Below are 15895 nucleotides of genomic sequence, written 5' to 3'. Positions count from 1 at the left end.
TTGCCTTGCAGCGGTGGAGTGTGGTGGCGCGGTGTGGTGTGCCGAACTTCCTTCAATACCTGCCCGACAGCAGGGCGCCCGCGTTGGGTACCCTGGTTTCGAGGCCCAGGCGCTGGAGCATGGCCCAGGTGGTGCAGACCGCGGCCGAAACCACGGGCACACCCAGCTGGTCCTGCGCAAGCTGCACCGACGCCAGAGACGGCATCTGCACGCAGGCCGAGATCACCACCACGTCCACGCCACGTGTGTCCAGGCGCTGCACGATCTGTGCCGGTGCCGCAGGGTCCTGAGCGCCCACCTGCAGGTTGTCGGGAATCTCCAGCGACAGACTGTCATGCACCGCAATGCCCTCGTGCTCGATGTAGTCCACGACCAGTTGGGTCAGCGGCTTCATGTAGGGCGTGAGTATCGAGACCTTCTTGGCGCCCATGGCCTTGAGCCCCTCGACGAGCGCACCCGCACTCGACACCACGGGTGCGGGCTTGCCGTTGCCCACGGTGACTTCGTGCAGCCGCTTTTCGGACGCGCGGTGGTAGCCCAGGCCCATGCTCATGATGGCCACTAGGCAGGCATAGCCCATCACGTCCATCTTGCCGTCCGACAGCTCCAGCGCGCAGCGGTCGGAGTCGCGGTCCATCGCGGCCAGCTCTTCCTTGGTGACCTTTTGCATGCGCATGCGACTGGAGTGAAAACTGAAGCGCTCCGGCAGCACCTGCTCGCGGGCGCGCAGCATGGCAGGGATCTCGGTTTCCATCGTGGTGTTGGAGCTGGGCACGATCTGCCCGATGCGGTAGGTGCGTTGCATGGCGGTCTTTCAGGAAAAAATGGGCAAAGCGCTGCCCGCCCGGCGCGCACGGCGCCGTGAACAGGTCACGCAAGGAGCTTTGGGGTGGGCGGCGGGTCAGTCGGCCTTGATGCCGGCGCCCTTGATGGTTTTGGCCCAGTAGGCGGTTTCGGTCTTCACCAGGTCACCCAGTGCCTCGGGCGGCAGGTAGCGCAGCTCGATGCCTGCGGCGTCCGCACGCTGGCGGGTTTCGGGTAGCTCCAGGGCCTTTTTGACCTCACCCGTCAGCTTTGTGATGACTGCTGGGGGCGTGGCGGCAGGGGCGAACAGGCCCACCCAGGCTTCGAGCTTGAAGTCCGGCATGCCCGCTTCAGCCACGGTGGGCACATTGGGCAGGCCGGGGTGGCGCTTGCTTCCGGTCACGGCAAAAGCCTTGAGCTTGCCACTCAACACATGCTGTATGACCGAAGGCGGCGTGGTGATGAACACCTGCACCTGGCCTGCCAGCACGTCGGCCACGGCCGGGCCCGAGCCGCGGTAGGGGATGTGGGTCATGAAGGTGCCGCTTTGCTGCTTGAAGATCTCGGTGCCGATGTGCGACAGCGAGCCGTTGCCCTGCGATGCGTAGTTGACCTTGCCGGGGTTGGCCTTGACGTAGGCAATGAACTCCTTGAGGTTGTTGCCCGGCACCGAGGGGTGCACCGCAATCACGTTGGTGGCCACGGTGAGCAGCGCCACCGGAGCGAAGTCCTTGGCTTCCCAGGGCAGGCTGGGCGACAGCGCCGGGTTGCCCACGTGGTAGGCCGAGTACGAGATCAGCAGGTTGTAGCCATCGGCCTTGGCGCGGGCCACCGCACCGTAGGCCACATTGCCGCTGCCACCCGCCTTGTTGTCGATCACCACGGGCTGGCCCAGGATGCGTGTCAACGGTTCATTGAGCAGCCGGGCCGAGGTGTCTACCACGCCGCCGGGCGGGTTGGGCACGGTGAGGGTGACAGCCTTGGTGGGATAGCTGTCCTGCGCCGAGGCCAGGCCCGAAAGGGCCAGTGTGGCGGCCAGCAGGCTGTGTTTGATCGTCATGTCTGTCTCCGTTGGAATGGTGTAGTCAGGGTATTGTGGAAACAAGACAATCGGCAGTCCAATATATTGTTGGTCTTGATCTATACCTGAAAAGTATCAATGGAACTGCGGCACCTGCGTTACTTCATCGCCTTGGCAGAAGAGCTGAGCTTCACGCGCGCCGCGCGGCGCCTGCATGTGTCGCAACCGCCGCTCAGCCTGCAGATTGCGCAGCTGGAGGCCGAGCTGGGCGTGCAATTGTTTGTGCGCACCAGTCGCCGTGTGGAGCTGACGCTGGCGGGCCAGGCGTATCTGGTCGATGCCCGTGCGGTGCTGGATCGGCTGGACGCCGCGCGCCAGCGCGTGGGCGCCATCGGCCAGGGGCAGGCGGGGCGCATTGAGGTGGGGCTGTCGGGTTCGCACTTTCTGGGGCCGTTTCCGGCGGCACTGGCGCGCTACCGGCAAAGCCACCCGGGCGTGGACGTGGTGCTGCACGAGATGCAGCCCTCGCTGCAGCAGGCGGCCCTGCGCGACAAACGCATCGATGTGAGCATCTCGCGCACGGCGGTCAACGACGATCAGCTCTCCAGCACCCTGCTGTGGCCCGACCCGGTGGTCGCCGCGCTGCCGCCCGGCCACCCGCTGGCGGCGCGCAAGGTCGTGGCGTTGAAGGATCTGCGCAGTGAAGCCTTTGTGATGCTGCGCCGCGATTCCTCCGCCCATGCCGAGCACATGGTGCAGTGTTGCGTGCAGGCGGGTTTTGCGCCCCGGTTGGCGCAGGCCACGGTGGAACTAGTGTAGTGTTGCATTCTGTTTGGAACTTAATCGGCTATTGGCGCGGATGACCTTTTGCAGGATGTCGCGAGCGTTCTTGGTCCAGATGAACGGCTTGGGGTTGGTGTTGTGATGCGCGATGTACTCATCGATGGCCGAGACGAGTTCGGGCACGCTGGTGAACACCCCGCGGCGTAGCCGGTTCTCGGAGATGTCGCGAAAGAAGCGCTCGACCATGTTCAGCCACGATGCCGAGGTTGGCGTGAAGTGCATGTTGAATCTGGGGTGCTTGGCCAGCCACTCCTGCACAGCTGGATGCTTGTGCGTGGCGTAGTTGTCGGCGATCAGATGCAGCGTCTTGTCCTTGGGCGTCTCCCGATTGATTTGACGCAGGAACTTCAGCCACTCGATGTGGGTGTGGCGCTGCTGGCACTGGCCGATGACCTGACCGTTGAGCACGTTGAGCGCAGCGAACAAGGTGGTTGTGCCGTTGCGCTTGTAGTCGTGCGTCATGGTGGCCGCGCGCCCCTTCTTGAGCGGCAGCCCGGGCTGCGTTCGGTCCAGCGCCTGCACCTGGCTCTTTTCGTCGCAGCACAGCACCAGCGCATGCTCGGGCGGCGACATGTAAAGCCCCACGATGTCTTCGAGCTTTTGCACGAACTGCGGATCGCGCGAGACCTTGAAGCCGCGCACGATGTGAGGCTTGAGACCGTGGGCCTGCCAATGGCGCATCACGGTGCTGGCGCTGACGCCCAACTCAGCGGCCATCGTGCGCGTGCTCCAGTGCGTGGCCGCCTCGGGCTTGGTCTGTGTGGTTAGCTTCACAAGCTTGGCCACATCCACCTTCACCGGCGGTGCGCCGCGCGGCAAGTCGCGCTCGATACCTTGCAGCCCCAATTGCAGGTAGCGTTCACGCCAGCGCGCCACCTGCACGCGCCCAATGCCAAGCTGCTCGGCAATATCCTTGTTTTGCAGCCCCTGCGCGGCCAGCAGCACGATCTGGGCGCGCTGGGCCAATCTGACGCTGGTGCGCTTGGAGCGCGCCAGCCGGCTCAGCTCGCTTTCCTCTTCATCCGTCAACACAATCGTCGGGGCAACTCGCAATTTTTCACTCCAATGCAAACCGTAGTAGAGCATTGGAGCGTGGTTGCTCAATTAAGTTTCATTAAGAATCAAACACTACACTAGCCGCTGTGCTGAGCCTGGTGGCTGCGGGGCTCGGTGTGGCGTTGGTTCCCTCGTCGATGGGCGTGCTGTTCGGACACCGCGTGCTGCTCAAAACGCTTGGCGCCAAGGCACCGCGTGCCGATGTGCATGCGGTGCAAAGGCGGGACGATGCCCTGGGTGTGGTGCCTGCGTTCGTACGGCTGATGGGTGGCGCATGAAGAGCGAATCGCTCTTCTCGGCCGCCATAGCTTAGGGTGCCACCCATCCAGCCTTGCGCTCCCACCTGTCCTCGCTTGGACAGGCGAGCATGGGCATCAACCCCGGGCAGGAATGTTCAGCCCCTTGGCCACCGCCGGGCGCGCTCCAAAAACATCCAGCACGCGCTGCACTTCGGTGAACTGGTCAAACTTCACCAGATCGCTCGCGCCATAAAAGCCGACCAGGTTGCGCACCCAGGGCCAGATGGCAATGTCGGCAATGGTGTACTGCTCGCCCATCACCCACTGGCGGCCTGCCAGGCGCTGGTTGCGCACGCCCAGCAGGCGTTTGGAATCGGCCACGTAGCGGTCGCGCGGGCGTTTGTCTTCATAGTCCTTGCCCGCAAACTTGTGGAAGAACCCCAACTGGCCAAACATGGGGCCCACGCCGCCTATCTGCCACATCACCCACTGGATGGTTTCGTAGTGCGCGGCGGCGCCCTGGGGCATCAGCTGGCCGGTCTTGTCGGCCAGGTACAGCAGGATGGCACCCGATTCGAACCGCGCCAGCGGCTGGCCGCCCGGGCCATTTGTGGGTGATGGCAAAGGCGGAATGGTCGGGCATGGAGGTGTCCTGGCGGGTGGCAGCCACAGCGGCGCCACAAGAGCGCAAGACTAATCCGGCAGTGAAACCGGCGCTGCCCGAGGTGATTGGCAGCCCACCGACGATAATCCAGCCCATGCAGATTCGCTTCACCAAAATGCAGGGCGCGGGCAACGATTTCGTGGTGCTCGACGAAACCGAGGGCCGCCTGGGCCTGACGCCAGCGCACTACCGCCTGCTGGCCGACCGCCACTTCGGCGTGGGTGCCGACCAGATCCTCACCGTGCGGCCCTCGCCGGGCGAAGGCATTGATTTTGAATACGTGATCCACAACGCCGATGGCGGCGAGGTGGAGCAGTGCGGCAACGGCGCGCGCTGCTTTGCGCGCTATGTGTACGACAAGGGCCTGACCGCCAAGGACACCATCCGTGTGCAGACGCTCTCGGGCGTGATTGCGCCCCGGCGCACGCCCGACGGCCGCGTGACGGTGGACATGGGCCGCCCGGTGTTCGATGCGGCACGGGTGCCCTTTGATGCGACCGGCCTTACGCCGGTGGTCCAGGATTTGGGGCAAAAATGGCCTCTAGCCCTTGCTGATAAAGCGCAAGCAGCTCCTATATTTGTAGCGGTTGTGTCCATGGGCAATCCGCACGCCGTGCAGCTGGTGGAGGATGTGGACACCGCGCCCGTGGCGCAGACCGGCCCGCTGATCGAATCGCACCCGCGCTTTCCGCGCCGGGTGAATGCCGGTTACTTGCAGATCGTGGACCGCGGCCATGTGCGCCTGCGCGTGTTCGAGCGCGGCGCGGGCGAAACCCTGGCCTGCGGCACGGGCGCCTGCGCTGCCGTGGCGGCGGGAATTCGCCTGGGGCTGCTCGATGCGCAGGTGGATGTGCACACGCGCGGCGGCCTGCTCACCATTGCCTGGAGCGGCCACGAGGCCGACTCCGTTTTCATGACCGGTCCGGCCATAACAGTTTTTGACGGCCAGATCGAACTCCCTGACACGTTATGACCACCAGTTCCCCCATCTCGCCCATCACTGAAGACGACATCGCCCAGTTCCTCATCCAGACGCCCGGATTTTTCGAGCGCCACGCCGAGGTGCTGGCCAGCGTGCAGATCACCAGCCCCCACGGCGCACGGGCCGTGAGCCTGCAGGAGCGCCAGGCCGAAATGCTGCGCGAGAAGATCAAGGGGCTGGAGCAGCGCATCATGGACATGGTGCGCAACAGCCATGAGAATGCCGCCATCGCCACCAAGGTGGACCATTGGGCCAGCGCCCTGCTGCAAGTGCGCGACCCCATGGACCTGCCCCAGGCCGTGGTGGACGGCGTGCGCACCCTGTTCGATGTGCCGCAGGCCGCCGTGCGGGTCTGGGGAGTTTCGGGGGCCTATATCGACGCCGACTTTGCCCAGGGCGCCAGCGAAGACGCCCGTGCGTTCGCCACCTCGCTGACCATGCCGTTCTGCGGCCCCAACCTGGGGTTTGAACCTGCGGTCTGGCTGGCACAGGAGGATGGTGCGGCGGCCCAGTCGCTGGCCCTGCTGCCGCTGCGCGAAGGCGCCGTGGACAGCGCTGCGCCGGCGTTCGGCCTGCTGGTGCTGGGCTCGCCCGACCCGCAGCGCTTTGACGCCACCATGGGCACCGACTTCTTGTCGCGCATGGCCGAGCTGGCCAGCGCGGCATTGCTGCGTTTGCACTGAGAGGCTGAGAGTCTTTCATCCATGCCCGCCTTGCACGCCAAAACACACCGGCTCGTCGTTGCAAATACTCGCCATAGCCCGAGCTATGGCTGTGTTGTGCGCCTAGACCCGGCGTGTTTTGACGCGCCTTTCGGGCACGGCCGAAAAACGCTCAGCCTCTGAGCCGCCACCCCAGGCACTGGCCGGGTTCCTGCGCATGGCTGACCTCTCCAAGCCGCAAAGCACCGTGGCGGCTGCGCCCGATCCGCTGGTGCTGCGCTACCTGGAGCATGCGCGCGTGGAAAAGCGCCTGGCCGCGCGCACCCTCACGCTGTACACGCTGGACCTGGAAAAGCTGGCGCAGCTGGCGGCGGGCGTGAACCTGCCGCTGCTGCAGCTCACGAGCGCGCACATCCGCCGCTTTGTGGCCCAGATGCACAGCGGCGGGCGCAGCGGGCGCGGCATTGCGCTCATCCTGTCGGGCTGGCGCGGTTTTTTCATTTGGGCCGGGCGGCAGGGGCTGATGGCGCACAACCCGGTGCAGGACGTGCGCGCGCCCAAGGCGCCCAAGCCTTTGCCCAAGGCCCTGGGCGTGGACGACGCCGTGCGCCTGGCCGAGTTCGACAACACCGGCGCCGACCCCTGGCTGGAGGCACGCGATGCGGCCATGGTGGAGCTGCTGTACGGCTGCGGCCTGCGCGTGGGCGAACTGGCCGGGCTCGACGCCATCCCCCATGCCGACACCCAGCGCTTGGGCCGAGGCTGGGTCGATCTGCAGGCGGGCGAAGCCCATGTGTTCGGCAAGGGCAGCAAGCGCCGCACCGTGCCGGTGGGCACCGCTGCCACTGCGGCGCTGGGGGCCTGGCTGCAATTGCGGGCCACACCGTTTGGCGGTGAGGGCTCGGCGCGGCTCGATACCGCCCTGTTTGTCGGCCAGCGCGGCAAGCGGCTCACGGCGCAGTCGATCTGGCTGCGCCTGCGCCAGCGCAGCCAGCAGGCGGGGCTGACCACGCCGGTGCACCCGCACATGCTGCGCCACTCGTTTGCCAGCCACCTGCTGCAAAGCAGTGGCGACCTGCGCGCCGTGCAGGAGCTGCTGGGCCACGCCAACATCACCACCACGCAGGTCTATACGCGGCTCGACTTTCAACACCTGGCCAAGGTGTACGACGCGGCACACCCGCGTGCGCGCAGGAAACCTGGGGGCGCGTGAGCCCCGGGCCACTGCCGACGCGTGCTGCCGGCGCTCTTTTCAGGATTGCGCCAGCCAGCGCAAAAGGTCGGTTTTTTCCATGGGGTAGGCGATGTGGTAGCCCTGCCCGTGGTGGCAGCCCATGGCCTGCAGCGCTTGCCATGCAGCAGCGTTCTCGATGCCTTCGGCCAGCACCTGAAGTCCCAGCTTGCGTCCCAGCTGCACCACCATTTCGGCCACGCGCCCGCCGTGCGGGGCATCCAGTTGCTGCACGAAAGTGCGGTCGATCTTGATGCGGTCCAGCGGCAGCCGCTCCAGGTAACTCAGCGAGGAGTAGCCCGTGCCGAAGTCGTCAATGGCGATGGTGACGCCGTGGGCGCGCAGGGCATTCAGCGTGGATTGCAGCAACTGTGTGGGCAGGACCACCACGGATTCCGTGATTTCCAATTCCAGGTGGTGTCCCGCCAGGCCGTTGGCCGACAGTGCGGCGCACACCATGTCGAAAAAGCCGGGGTCGCGCAGCTGGACCACGGAGACGTTGACCGCCATGCGCGCAGGTGCCAGTCCGGCCATTTGCAGTTCACGCAGGGTCTGGCAGGCCATCTCGAGCGCCCTCTGGCCCAGGGGCAGGATCAGGCTCGAATGTTCGGCCACGGGGATGAATTGGTCTGGCGGCACCAGGCGGCCATCGGCGGTGCGCCAGCGCAGCAAGGCTTCCAGTCCGATGACATTGCCCGTTTCGAGATCGACCTGCGGCTGGTAAACCAGAAACAGCTCAGCGTTTTCTATGGCCTTGCGCAGTTCTGAGAGCAGCACTGCGCGCTCTTTCGCTTCTGCGCCCATGTGGGCCGCGTACTGCAGTTGCTGACCGCGGTGATCGCGCTTGGCACGCTTGAGCGCGATGGTTGCGTCCTTGACGAGGTCGTCGCCCGTTCTGGCACCCTGGGGCAGCAGCACATACCCACAGGTCATTGATACCTTGTGGGGCGTGTCGTTGATGGTCAGCGGGTCGCGCACGCAGTCCGGCAGCTGCTGTGGTGGAACCATGTGTGCGGGCCCCAGGATGCCAAAGGTGTCGGGCCCCACGCGGGCCAGCATCACTCCGGCGGGCAGGACTTCGGCCAGGCGCTGCGCAACGGCACTGAGCAGGCGATCGCCGAAGCGGTGCCCCATCATCTCGTTGGTGGCGCTGAAGTCGTCAATATCGACCAGGGCCAGCATCATGCCTTCCGTGCCGCGTTGCACGCATTCACCCACCTTCTCAATAAAGTAGGCCCGGTTGGGCAGCGAGACCAGCGGGTCGGAATAGGCCGACCGGCGCAGGCGTTCCAGCAACCCCCGGTTGCGCAGCAAGGTGCTGAAACTGACACAGAAGAAATCGAGCAACTGCCGATCGGGCCCGATGGCCGGGTCCGCCAGTTCGATGAACACCACCATGTCCTGGTCGCCGGGGCTGCCGATGTACAGGGCCAGTCCGCGGTCATCGCCAAAGACGTTGTCGCCGCAGCAGCGGGGCGGTGGCAGCACGCCGGGCGCAGCAAACGGCTGGACGGGGTTGTCCAGCGCGTTGCCCCGTGTGTCGAGGGCCCGGTGCAGTAGGCGCAGCATGGTCGCATCAGGCAGCGCGGCCATGGGCAAGTCCAGCAAGCCCGCGAAACGTCCCGTGGCGGCTTGCACGCGGTAGGTGCCGGATGGACCTGCCGTGGTATCCCGAACACAGGCCAGTGCTTGCCCCGGCACACCCAGCAAGGCTGCGAGCTGGGTGATGACCCCGGTGGCGAAGGCGCTCAGATCGGTGTGCTCCAGCAGCGCTGTGCTGGAGCACACGATCGCTTCCATGCTGCGGCGACTGGCCTCGAAGGCGCACAACCGCTGGTAGCCTTGCACGGATCTGGCCGCGATGGCCCCCCAGCGATCCGGCGTCAAATCGGTCTTGGAGTGGTAGTCGCTGATGTCATAGCGCAAAAGCGTGTCCAGATCGGGCACGCAGTGCGGGGCTTCCGTGCGCAACACGAGGCGTGTCTTGCGCAGGCCGGCGGTGTGGCGCATGAAATCGAGCAATGCCAGGCCGCCGCCCGCGTGCTGCGATACCAGGTCCATCATCACCACGGCCAGGTCGGCCTCGCCCAGCAGCAGCGCGCGTACGTTATCGCCATGCGTGCAATGCACGAGTTCCAGCGGGCGGTCAAACAGCCTCAGACCTGCGGATGCGTCGCGAATACCGTCATGCACCTCGGGGTCGTCGTCGATGACCAGCACCCGCCAGGCTGGCAGTTGCGAGCTTGCACAGCGCAACGGGTCTGTGGCGGTAGTGGAGGACATCATTTCAGCACGCATCACGGACTGCCTGCGATTTAGCTCGGCACAGTGTCGACCGCACGCACTACCTGGTTGCGGCCGCCGCGTTTGGCGACGTACAGGGCTTCGTCGGCAAGCCCGTAGGCGTCATCGAAGCTGCCGCCGCGTGACAACTGGCTCACACCGAAGCTGGCCGTGATGCGGCTGCCATCAGGGAGGTTGAATGCGTGGTTCTCGATGGCTTCGCGCATCAATTGGGCAACCTGCTCTGACGTTTGCGCCTCCTGCTGTGGCAGGAGCACGGTGAATTCTTCCCCGCCGACGCGGCCGATGAGGGCATTGGGGGGCACCACGGCCTTGAGGCTGTCCACAACGCCCAGAATGACGGTGTCCCCCACGGGGTGGCCAAAGCTGTCGTTCACGCGCTTGAAATGGTCAATGTCCAGCACGATCAGGGCCAGGTCGTGTTGCAGGGCGTGCTGATTGACGCGCTCGATGATGGCGGCGCGGTTGAGCACGCCCGTCAGTGGGTCGTGCGTGGCGCGGTATTCGAGTTCTGTGGCCAGGTCCTGCAGGCGCTGGTTGAGCAGGGTCATCTCCAGCTCGGCGCGGTCGCTGCGGCGCACCAGGCGGCGCGTCTCGCGCAGCAGGCGCTCATAGGCGGCCAGCAGATCGCCCAGCGCCTGGCGGTACGCGTCACCCCCTGCCGCAGTGCCCGTCTCGTAAACGGCACGGGCATCCAGCATCGACCGGTGCTCGGCCTCGAAAAGATCTGGCGCTGGCTTGGCTGAGTCCATTCAGGCGGGTCTCACCGTGTGGCTGACGAAATGAATGGCCGGAAAGTCCTCGTGCAGTTCCTGCCCGAACTCGAAAATGGTGTCGTCTTCCTCGTCGTGGTACCAGTTAAGGGCAATGTGGTTGCCGGCCTCCGCCGCCTCGTCGAGCGCTGCGATCACATTGAACAGCATCTTGGTGCTGGAGCTGTTGAAGTACGCCAGCGCGATATTCACTTCTACCTTGCTGTCCTGCAGCGTGCCAAGGAACTCCTTCAGGCGCTCGATGACCTGGCCGTAGAAGGCGGCTGCATTCTCGGGGTAAGACTCGCCGCGCAGGCCCAGGGTGTGGGTGTCAAATCGAAAATCCACCTCTGGGGAGCTGGGTGTGGGGGCGATGTAGAGGTTGTCCATTCGTGATCTCTGTTCGTTGTCGGGCCGGCGCGTCAGATCGCGGCCTTCAGATAGAAAACCGCGGACCCGTTGGCGCTTTCGGGCGGTGCAAAATCAAATTCCAGGGGTTCGCGCGCATCCCGGGCCATGGTGAGCAGGCCCATGCCGGCACCTTTGCTGCCCTCGGGCGTTTCCTCGCGCAGCGTCATGCGGTAAGCCTGCTTGATTTCTTCGGGCGACATGCCGGTCAGCGTTTCCAGCTTCGTGCGCAACGCATCGCCCGTTTCGGGGTGGACGGGATTGGCACACAGCAACAGAAAGCTGCCATCGTCCTCGCGCCGGATGCAGACCGAGCCGTGGCGCAGCTCGCCATTGTCCTGGCTGGGGGGGGTGAGTGCATCGGACGAGTAGTGGATGATGTTCTGCGCCATTTCAACGAAGGACGAGAACAGCTTGCGTCGCGTCGGGCCCGCCACGCCCGCACTTTCGAGTTGCAATTTCACCGCCTCTGCCATGGCGGCGACGATGTTTTGCGAGAAGTAGCCCACGTAGTAAAAAATGACCTGGTGCTCTCGCGCCAGATGGAAGAAGGTGCCATATTCCTTGGCAACGGCAGAGCGGATCATTCGAAGTCTCTTCAGGTACGGAAACAGAAAAACGTCACGTCGTCGCGGCGGTGGTGCTCGCCCTGCCACTGCTGCAGCGCGGCGAGTACATCGCGATTGAGCTGGGCAGGGGTGCTGCTTGCCAGGCCCCGCAACAGCTCACACAGGCGGCGCTTGCCAAAGGCGATGGCGCGCGGGCCGCCCACCTGGTCCACCAGCCCGTCGGTGGTGGCGAACACCAGGCTGCCCGCAGGCAGGTCCACCGCCACGTTGCGCCAGGCGTAATCGAGTTCGCTGTCCACATAGCCCACGCCCTTGCGCTGGCCTTCGACCACGTCCACCTGATCGACGCCGGGGCGCAGCACGAACAGCGAAAGGCGGGCTCCGGCAAAAACCATCTGGCGGGTGCCGGGCTCGTACCAAAAGCATGCGGCATCCATGCCATCGTCGGAGCCTGGTGTGCCGTCCTGGCCACCGACCTGGCCCAGCATCTGCTTGATGCTGCGGTTGACGATGGCGAGCAACGCGGCGGGATCGCGCGCCCCTTTTTCCTTGATCGCCTGGCTCAGGCTGCTGGAGGCGATCAGGGTCATGAAGGCGCCCGGAACACCGTGCCCTGTGCAATCTGCCACGGTGGCAAACCAGCCGCCGTCATCCACGCTGAACTGGTAGAAATCACCGCCGACGACATCGCGAGGCTCCCAGACCAGATCGGCCTCGGGGCAGGCAAGCGAGAGAATTTCGCGCGAGCTGCGCAGGGCAGACTGTTGAATCACGCTTGCATATTCGATGCTGTGCATGATCTGGCGATTGCGCGCGGCCTGAATGTCGGCCACTGCGCGCATGAGCTGCAGGCCGTTGCCCACGCCGGCAAATTCGTTGTTGCGGGTAATGATGAAGCCGTCGGACAAGGCTTTTTCGCCGAACTCGACGGCCTTGAAGGTCAGCGTCTCGATGTCCATGGATGCATCAACGACCAGTGGCTCTTTGTCCATGAAAGCGATGCAGCTCTTGCGGCCGTAAAGTTCCAGGCGAAATGGCTTGCTGATCTGCGAGAGGAAGATGTCGCGATTGATCAGACCGATGGGTTGTTGGCCCTCTACCACCGGCAGGCTGACCAGCTCGCGGTGCTGCGTGAACGTCTCCAGCACCTTTTCGTTGGTGGACTCGGTGGTCATGCAGGGAGCCGGTGTGCACAAGTCTGCAGCGCTGGGCTGGCGGAAGCGGGGCCGGAAGTCGCTCAGATACGCGGAAGACTCAGACATGTGGGCGCCATAAAAAGTGTACAAGAATGTTACGACTTGTATGTGACTGAACCGTGACGTTTGTGTCATTGAGATGGATGCCTCCAGGCTGTCAGCCTGTCGGGTTGTTCACGGCGCCAGAGGATTCTTGCGACGCTGTCGTGGCCTTGTGCGCCGCTGTGCGCGCATGCGTGCCGTGCACATGGCCCGGGTGCGGGCGGCTTGGCCGGTTGGCCAGGTCGGTCAGCTCATTGAGGATGCCGCAGTGGGCGGCGTCTTGCGCCTCGTGGCACTGTTCGCGCAGGTTCTTGAGCTGCTTTTCGAGCTGGCGCAGCTCACGGATGCGCGCGGCAACATGGCCGATGTGCGCGTCCAGCAGGGCGTTGACATCGCCGCAGTTGCGGGTGGGCGCGTCCTTGAAGCGCAGCAGGGTGCGAATCTCGTCCAGCGTCATGTCCAGGCCCCGGCAATGCCGTATGAAGGACAGGCGTGCCGCCTGGGCTGCGTTGTAGATGCGGTAGTTGCCCCCGGTGCGGGCGGCCTCGGGCAGCAAGCCTTCGCGTTCGTAAAACCGGATGGTTTCGACCGGGGTGTGGGTCAGGGTGGCCAGCTCGCCGATTTTCATGGGATGCGCCGCTTGAGTGGTGGTATCGCGATGGTACGCCGCGGGCGTGCTTGACTCTGTAGTGGCATCAGGGTTTCCAATGGATGCCAGCAAGGAAAGCAACCATGACCCCATCCCCACACACCCCGCCCGCCACGTCCGATCCCTGCAGCCATTGTTCGTCCGATGCGTTCATGGACAACGCCCCCGCGCAGCGCCATGCTGCCAGCGCGCCTGGCGCCGCCCGCGGGACGGTTTTTCGCATCGCCACGATGGACTGTGCGGCCGAGGAAAGCGAGATCCGCCACGCTGTGGCAGGTGTTTCGGGCCTGCGCGGCTTGTACTTTCAGCTTGCTGCCCGCACGGTGGCCATTGACGCGGCGCCTGCGGTGATGCCGCAGGTCCTGGCGGCCATCCGGCGGGTGGGGTTTGATCCGCAGCCCCTGGCCCAGGAGGGTGGGGATGCGCACGCACACGGTCACCTGCCAGGCGCCGAAGGCCTCGTGCGCCTGGGTTTGGCGATCGCGCTGGCCGTGGCCGCCGAGCTGCTGGCGTATTTGGCGCCAGATCAGCGGGTGTATCAGGTGGCGGGCATGGCGCTGGCCGCCGTCGCCATCGGGCTGGCTGGTTTTTCCACCTACCGCAAGGGCCTTGCCGCGCTGGGGCGCGGACGGCTCAACATCAATGCGCTGATGACCGTGGCCGTGACCGGCGCTTTTGTGATCGGCCAGTGGCCCGAAGCGGCCATGGTGATGGCGCTGTATGCCATTGCCGAGCTCATCGAGGCCCGCTCGGTGGACCGGGCGCGCAACGCCATCAAGAGCCTGCTTGACCTGGCGCCCGATACGGCCGAACTGCGCCAGCCTGGCGGCGCCTGGCAGCCGGTTGCCGCAGCCGCAGTGCGGCTGGGCGCGGTGGTGCGCATCCGGCCCGGTGCGCGCGTGCCGCTTGATGGCGTGGTCATCTCGGGCGCGAGTGCCGTGAACCAGGCGTCGGTCACGGGCGAGAGCATGCCTGTAGACAAGGCAGCGGGCGACACCTTGTTTGCCGGCACCATCAATGACACCGGCACCCTGGAAATGCGGGTGACTGCCACGGCCAGCAACACCACGCTGGCCCGCATCATCCACGCGGTGGAACAGGCGCAGGCCAGCCGCGCGCCCACCCAGCAGTTGGTGGACCAATTCGCCGCCATCTACACGCCGGTGGTGTTCGGGCTGGCGGTGGCGGTGGCAGTGCTCATGCCCTGGCTGACAGACGTGACGTGGCTGCAGGCGCTTTACAAGGCCCTGGTCCTGCTCGTGATTGCCTGCCCGTGCGCACTGGTCATCGCCACGCCTGTCACGGTGGTGAGCGGCTTGGCCGCAGCCGCGCGGCGCGGCATTCTCATCAAGGGCGGGGTCTATCTGGAAACCGCACACCAGCTCAAGACCGTTGCGTTCGACAAAACCGGCACCATCACCGAAGGTCGGCCCTGCCTGGTGGCGACCGAGGTGCTGCCGCAGGAGGGGCTCACCCCGGTGCCAGAGGCGCAGGTGCTGCGCTGGGCCGCCGATCTGGCGGGGCATTCCGACCACCCGGTGTCGGGGGCCATCGCACAGGGGTTGGCTGTGGCGCAGGTGGCGCCCCCTGGTGGCGCGCTGGAGGGCTTCACGGCCTTGCCGGGGCGCGGCGTGCAGGCCCGCATCGCCGGGCAGGCGCTGGTGCTGGGCAACCACCGCCTGATCGAGGAGCGTGGCCTGTGCAACGCCGGTATCGAGGCCCGGCTGGCAGCCCACGAGGCGCAGGGCCGTACGGTGACGCTGCTGGCGACGGATATCGCCGTACTGGCCATTTTTGCCGTGGCCGATACCATCAAGGACCGTTCGCGCGAGGCGCTGGCCACGCTGCATGCGATGGGCGTGGCGTCGGTGATGCTGACGGGCGACAACACCGTGACGGCCCGCACCATCGCCACTCAGGCGGGCATTGATGAGGTGCAGGGCAACCTTTTGCCGCAAGACAAGCTGGCAGCCATCGAAGCCCTGCAGGCGCGCCATGGTCTGACGGCGATGGTGGGGGATGGCATCAACGATGCCCCCGCGCTGGCCCGGGCCGACATCGGCATCGCGATGGGGGCGGCGGGCACCGACACGGCCATGGAGGCTGCCGATGTGGTCATCATGAACGACGACCTGCGGCGCATTCCTGAGCTCATCCGGCTGTCGCGCCAGGCGCGCGCTGTGCTCTGGCAGAACATTGCCCTGGCGCTGGGCATCAAGCTGGTTTTTCTGGGGCTGGCGCTGTTCAACGGCGCCTCAATGTGGATGGCCGTGTTTGCCGACATGGGGGCCAGCCTGATCGTGGTGTTCAATGGCCTGCGCATGCTGCGCGCGGTGGACAAGGCGCCAACGAAATAGGGCGAAATGGCGCCTGTTCCCGCAGCAGGCGGCCTGGTTTGGCGGTGTCCGGCACGGGCTTTGCTCCCCCGCTAAACTCATCCCTTTTTGCGGCCTGGCTTGCCAGCGGCGCACCA

Annotated in this window: 15 protein-coding genes and 1 pseudogene; 6 read left to right on the top strand and 10 right to left on the bottom strand. The window is 65.4% G+C overall.

Annotated elements, in window-relative coordinates; translation table 11 throughout:
* Nucleotides 1-52: 52 nt before the first annotated feature.
* Both CCX87_RS15445 and CCX87_RS15440 read right to left on the bottom strand, forming a co-directional pair.
* Nucleotides 53-805, bottom strand: a complete 753-nt coding sequence (locus CCX87_RS15445) for a maleate cis-trans isomerase family protein (RefSeq protein WP_087747593.1) — start codon at nucleotides 803-805, stop codon at nucleotides 53-55.
* 96 nt (nucleotides 806-901) lie between these two features.
* Nucleotides 902-1864 carry a Bug family tripartite tricarboxylate transporter substrate binding protein gene (locus CCX87_RS15440; protein WP_087747592.1) on the bottom strand — a complete coding sequence of 321 codons (963 nt, stop codon included), beginning with the start codon at nucleotides 1862-1864 and terminating at the stop codon, nucleotides 902-904.
* A gap of 99 nt (nucleotides 1865-1963) precedes the next feature.
* Here CCX87_RS15440 and CCX87_RS15435 point away from each other — a divergent pair, with 99 nt between their 5' ends.
* On the top strand, nucleotides 1964-2644 hold the full coding sequence (locus tag CCX87_RS15435) for a LysR substrate-binding domain-containing protein (protein ID WP_232476413.1): 681 nt from the start codon (nucleotides 1964-1966) through the stop codon (nucleotides 2642-2644).
* Here CCX87_RS15435 and CCX87_RS15430 read toward each other — a convergent pair.
* The gene (locus CCX87_RS15430; protein WP_087748270.1) at nucleotides 2636-3721 is read right to left on the bottom strand and encodes an IS630 family transposase; all 1086 of its coding nucleotides are present in this window, start codon (nucleotides 3719-3721) and stop codon (nucleotides 2636-2638) included. The genes CCX87_RS15435 and CCX87_RS15430 overlap by 9 nt on opposite strands.
* 89 nt (nucleotides 3722-3810) lie before the next feature.
* On the opposite strand from CCX87_RS15430, the gene CCX87_RS15425 reads away from it, so the two are divergent.
* Complete coding sequence (locus CCX87_RS15425) at nucleotides 3811-4002, top strand: hypothetical protein (RefSeq protein ID WP_087747591.1); 192 nt, start codon at nucleotides 3811-3813, stop codon at nucleotides 4000-4002.
* A gap of 96 nt (nucleotides 4003-4098) precedes the next feature.
* On the opposite strand, the pseudogene CCX87_RS15420 reads toward CCX87_RS15425, so the two are convergent.
* A pseudogene (locus CCX87_RS15420) lies at nucleotides 4099-4572 on the bottom strand (glutathione binding-like protein); the annotation flags it as partial.
* Nucleotides 4573-4721: 149 nt separating this feature from the next.
* Here CCX87_RS15420 and dapF point away from each other — a divergent pair.
* From dapF to CCX87_RS15405, 3 genes are all read left to right on the top strand, one after another.
* Entirely contained in the window at nucleotides 4722-5600 is an 879-nt protein-coding gene (gene dapF, locus CCX87_RS15415) for a diaminopimelate epimerase (protein ID WP_087747589.1), read from the top strand.
* A complete protein-coding gene (locus tag CCX87_RS15410) occupies nucleotides 5597-6292 on the top strand; it encodes a DUF484 family protein (protein WP_087747588.1) in 696 nt (231 codons plus the stop codon). Before dapF ends, CCX87_RS15410 begins: the two co-directional genes overlap by 4 nt.
* A gap of 196 nt (nucleotides 6293-6488) precedes the next feature.
* Entirely contained in the window at nucleotides 6489-7484 is a 996-nt protein-coding gene (locus tag CCX87_RS15405; protein ID WP_087748399.1) for a tyrosine-type recombinase/integrase, read from the top strand.
* Nucleotides 7485-7523: 39 nt separating this feature from the next.
* On the opposite strand, the gene CCX87_RS15400 is transcribed toward CCX87_RS15405, so the two are convergent.
* The 6 genes from CCX87_RS15400 to cadR form a co-directional block, all read right to left on the bottom strand.
* A complete protein-coding gene (locus tag CCX87_RS15400; RefSeq protein WP_232476412.1) occupies nucleotides 7524-9788 on the bottom strand; it encodes a two-component system response regulator in 2265 nt (754 codons plus the stop codon).
* Nucleotides 9789-9817: 29 nt separating this feature from the next.
* On the bottom strand, nucleotides 9818-10558 hold the full coding sequence (locus CCX87_RS15395) for a GGDEF domain-containing protein (RefSeq protein WP_087747586.1): 741 nt from the start codon (nucleotides 10556-10558) through the stop codon (nucleotides 9818-9820).
* The gene (locus CCX87_RS15390) at nucleotides 10559-10948 is read right to left on the bottom strand and encodes a DUF1987 domain-containing protein (protein ID WP_087747585.1); all 390 of its coding nucleotides are present in this window, start codon (nucleotides 10946-10948) and stop codon (nucleotides 10559-10561) included. It lies immediately after the preceding gene.
* Between the two features lie 32 nt (nucleotides 10949-10980).
* Nucleotides 10981-11553: a SiaB family protein kinase gene (locus CCX87_RS15385; protein ID WP_087747584.1), complete on the bottom strand. Its 573-nt coding sequence runs from the start codon at nucleotides 11551-11553 to the stop codon at nucleotides 10981-10983.
* 11 nt (nucleotides 11554-11564) lie between these two features.
* Nucleotides 11565-12797 (bottom strand): SpoIIE family protein phosphatase, encoded by a 1233-nt coding sequence (locus tag CCX87_RS15380; RefSeq protein ID WP_087747583.1) that lies wholly within the window; start codon nucleotides 12795-12797, stop codon nucleotides 11565-11567.
* A gap of 91 nt (nucleotides 12798-12888) precedes the next feature.
* Nucleotides 12889-13401, bottom strand: coding sequence for a Cd(II)/Pb(II)-responsive transcriptional regulator (gene cadR / locus CCX87_RS15375; protein WP_143218374.1), 513 nt, complete (start codon nucleotides 13399-13401; stop codon nucleotides 12889-12891).
* Nucleotides 13402-13505: 104 nt separating this feature from the next.
* Between cadR and CCX87_RS15370 the strand changes: the two genes are divergently transcribed.
* Entirely contained in the window at nucleotides 13506-15779 is a 2274-nt protein-coding gene (locus CCX87_RS15370) for a heavy metal translocating P-type ATPase (RefSeq protein ID WP_087747582.1), read from the top strand.
* The last annotated feature ends 116 nt before the right edge of the window (nucleotides 15780-15895 follow it).

This window comes from Acidovorax sp. T1 (genome assembly GCF_002176815.1).
Taxonomy (GTDB): domain Bacteria; phylum Pseudomonadota; class Gammaproteobacteria; order Burkholderiales; family Burkholderiaceae_C; genus Acidovorax.
Note: the sequence above shows the minus strand (reverse complement) of the source record. Positions and strands in the feature narration are given on the sequence as shown.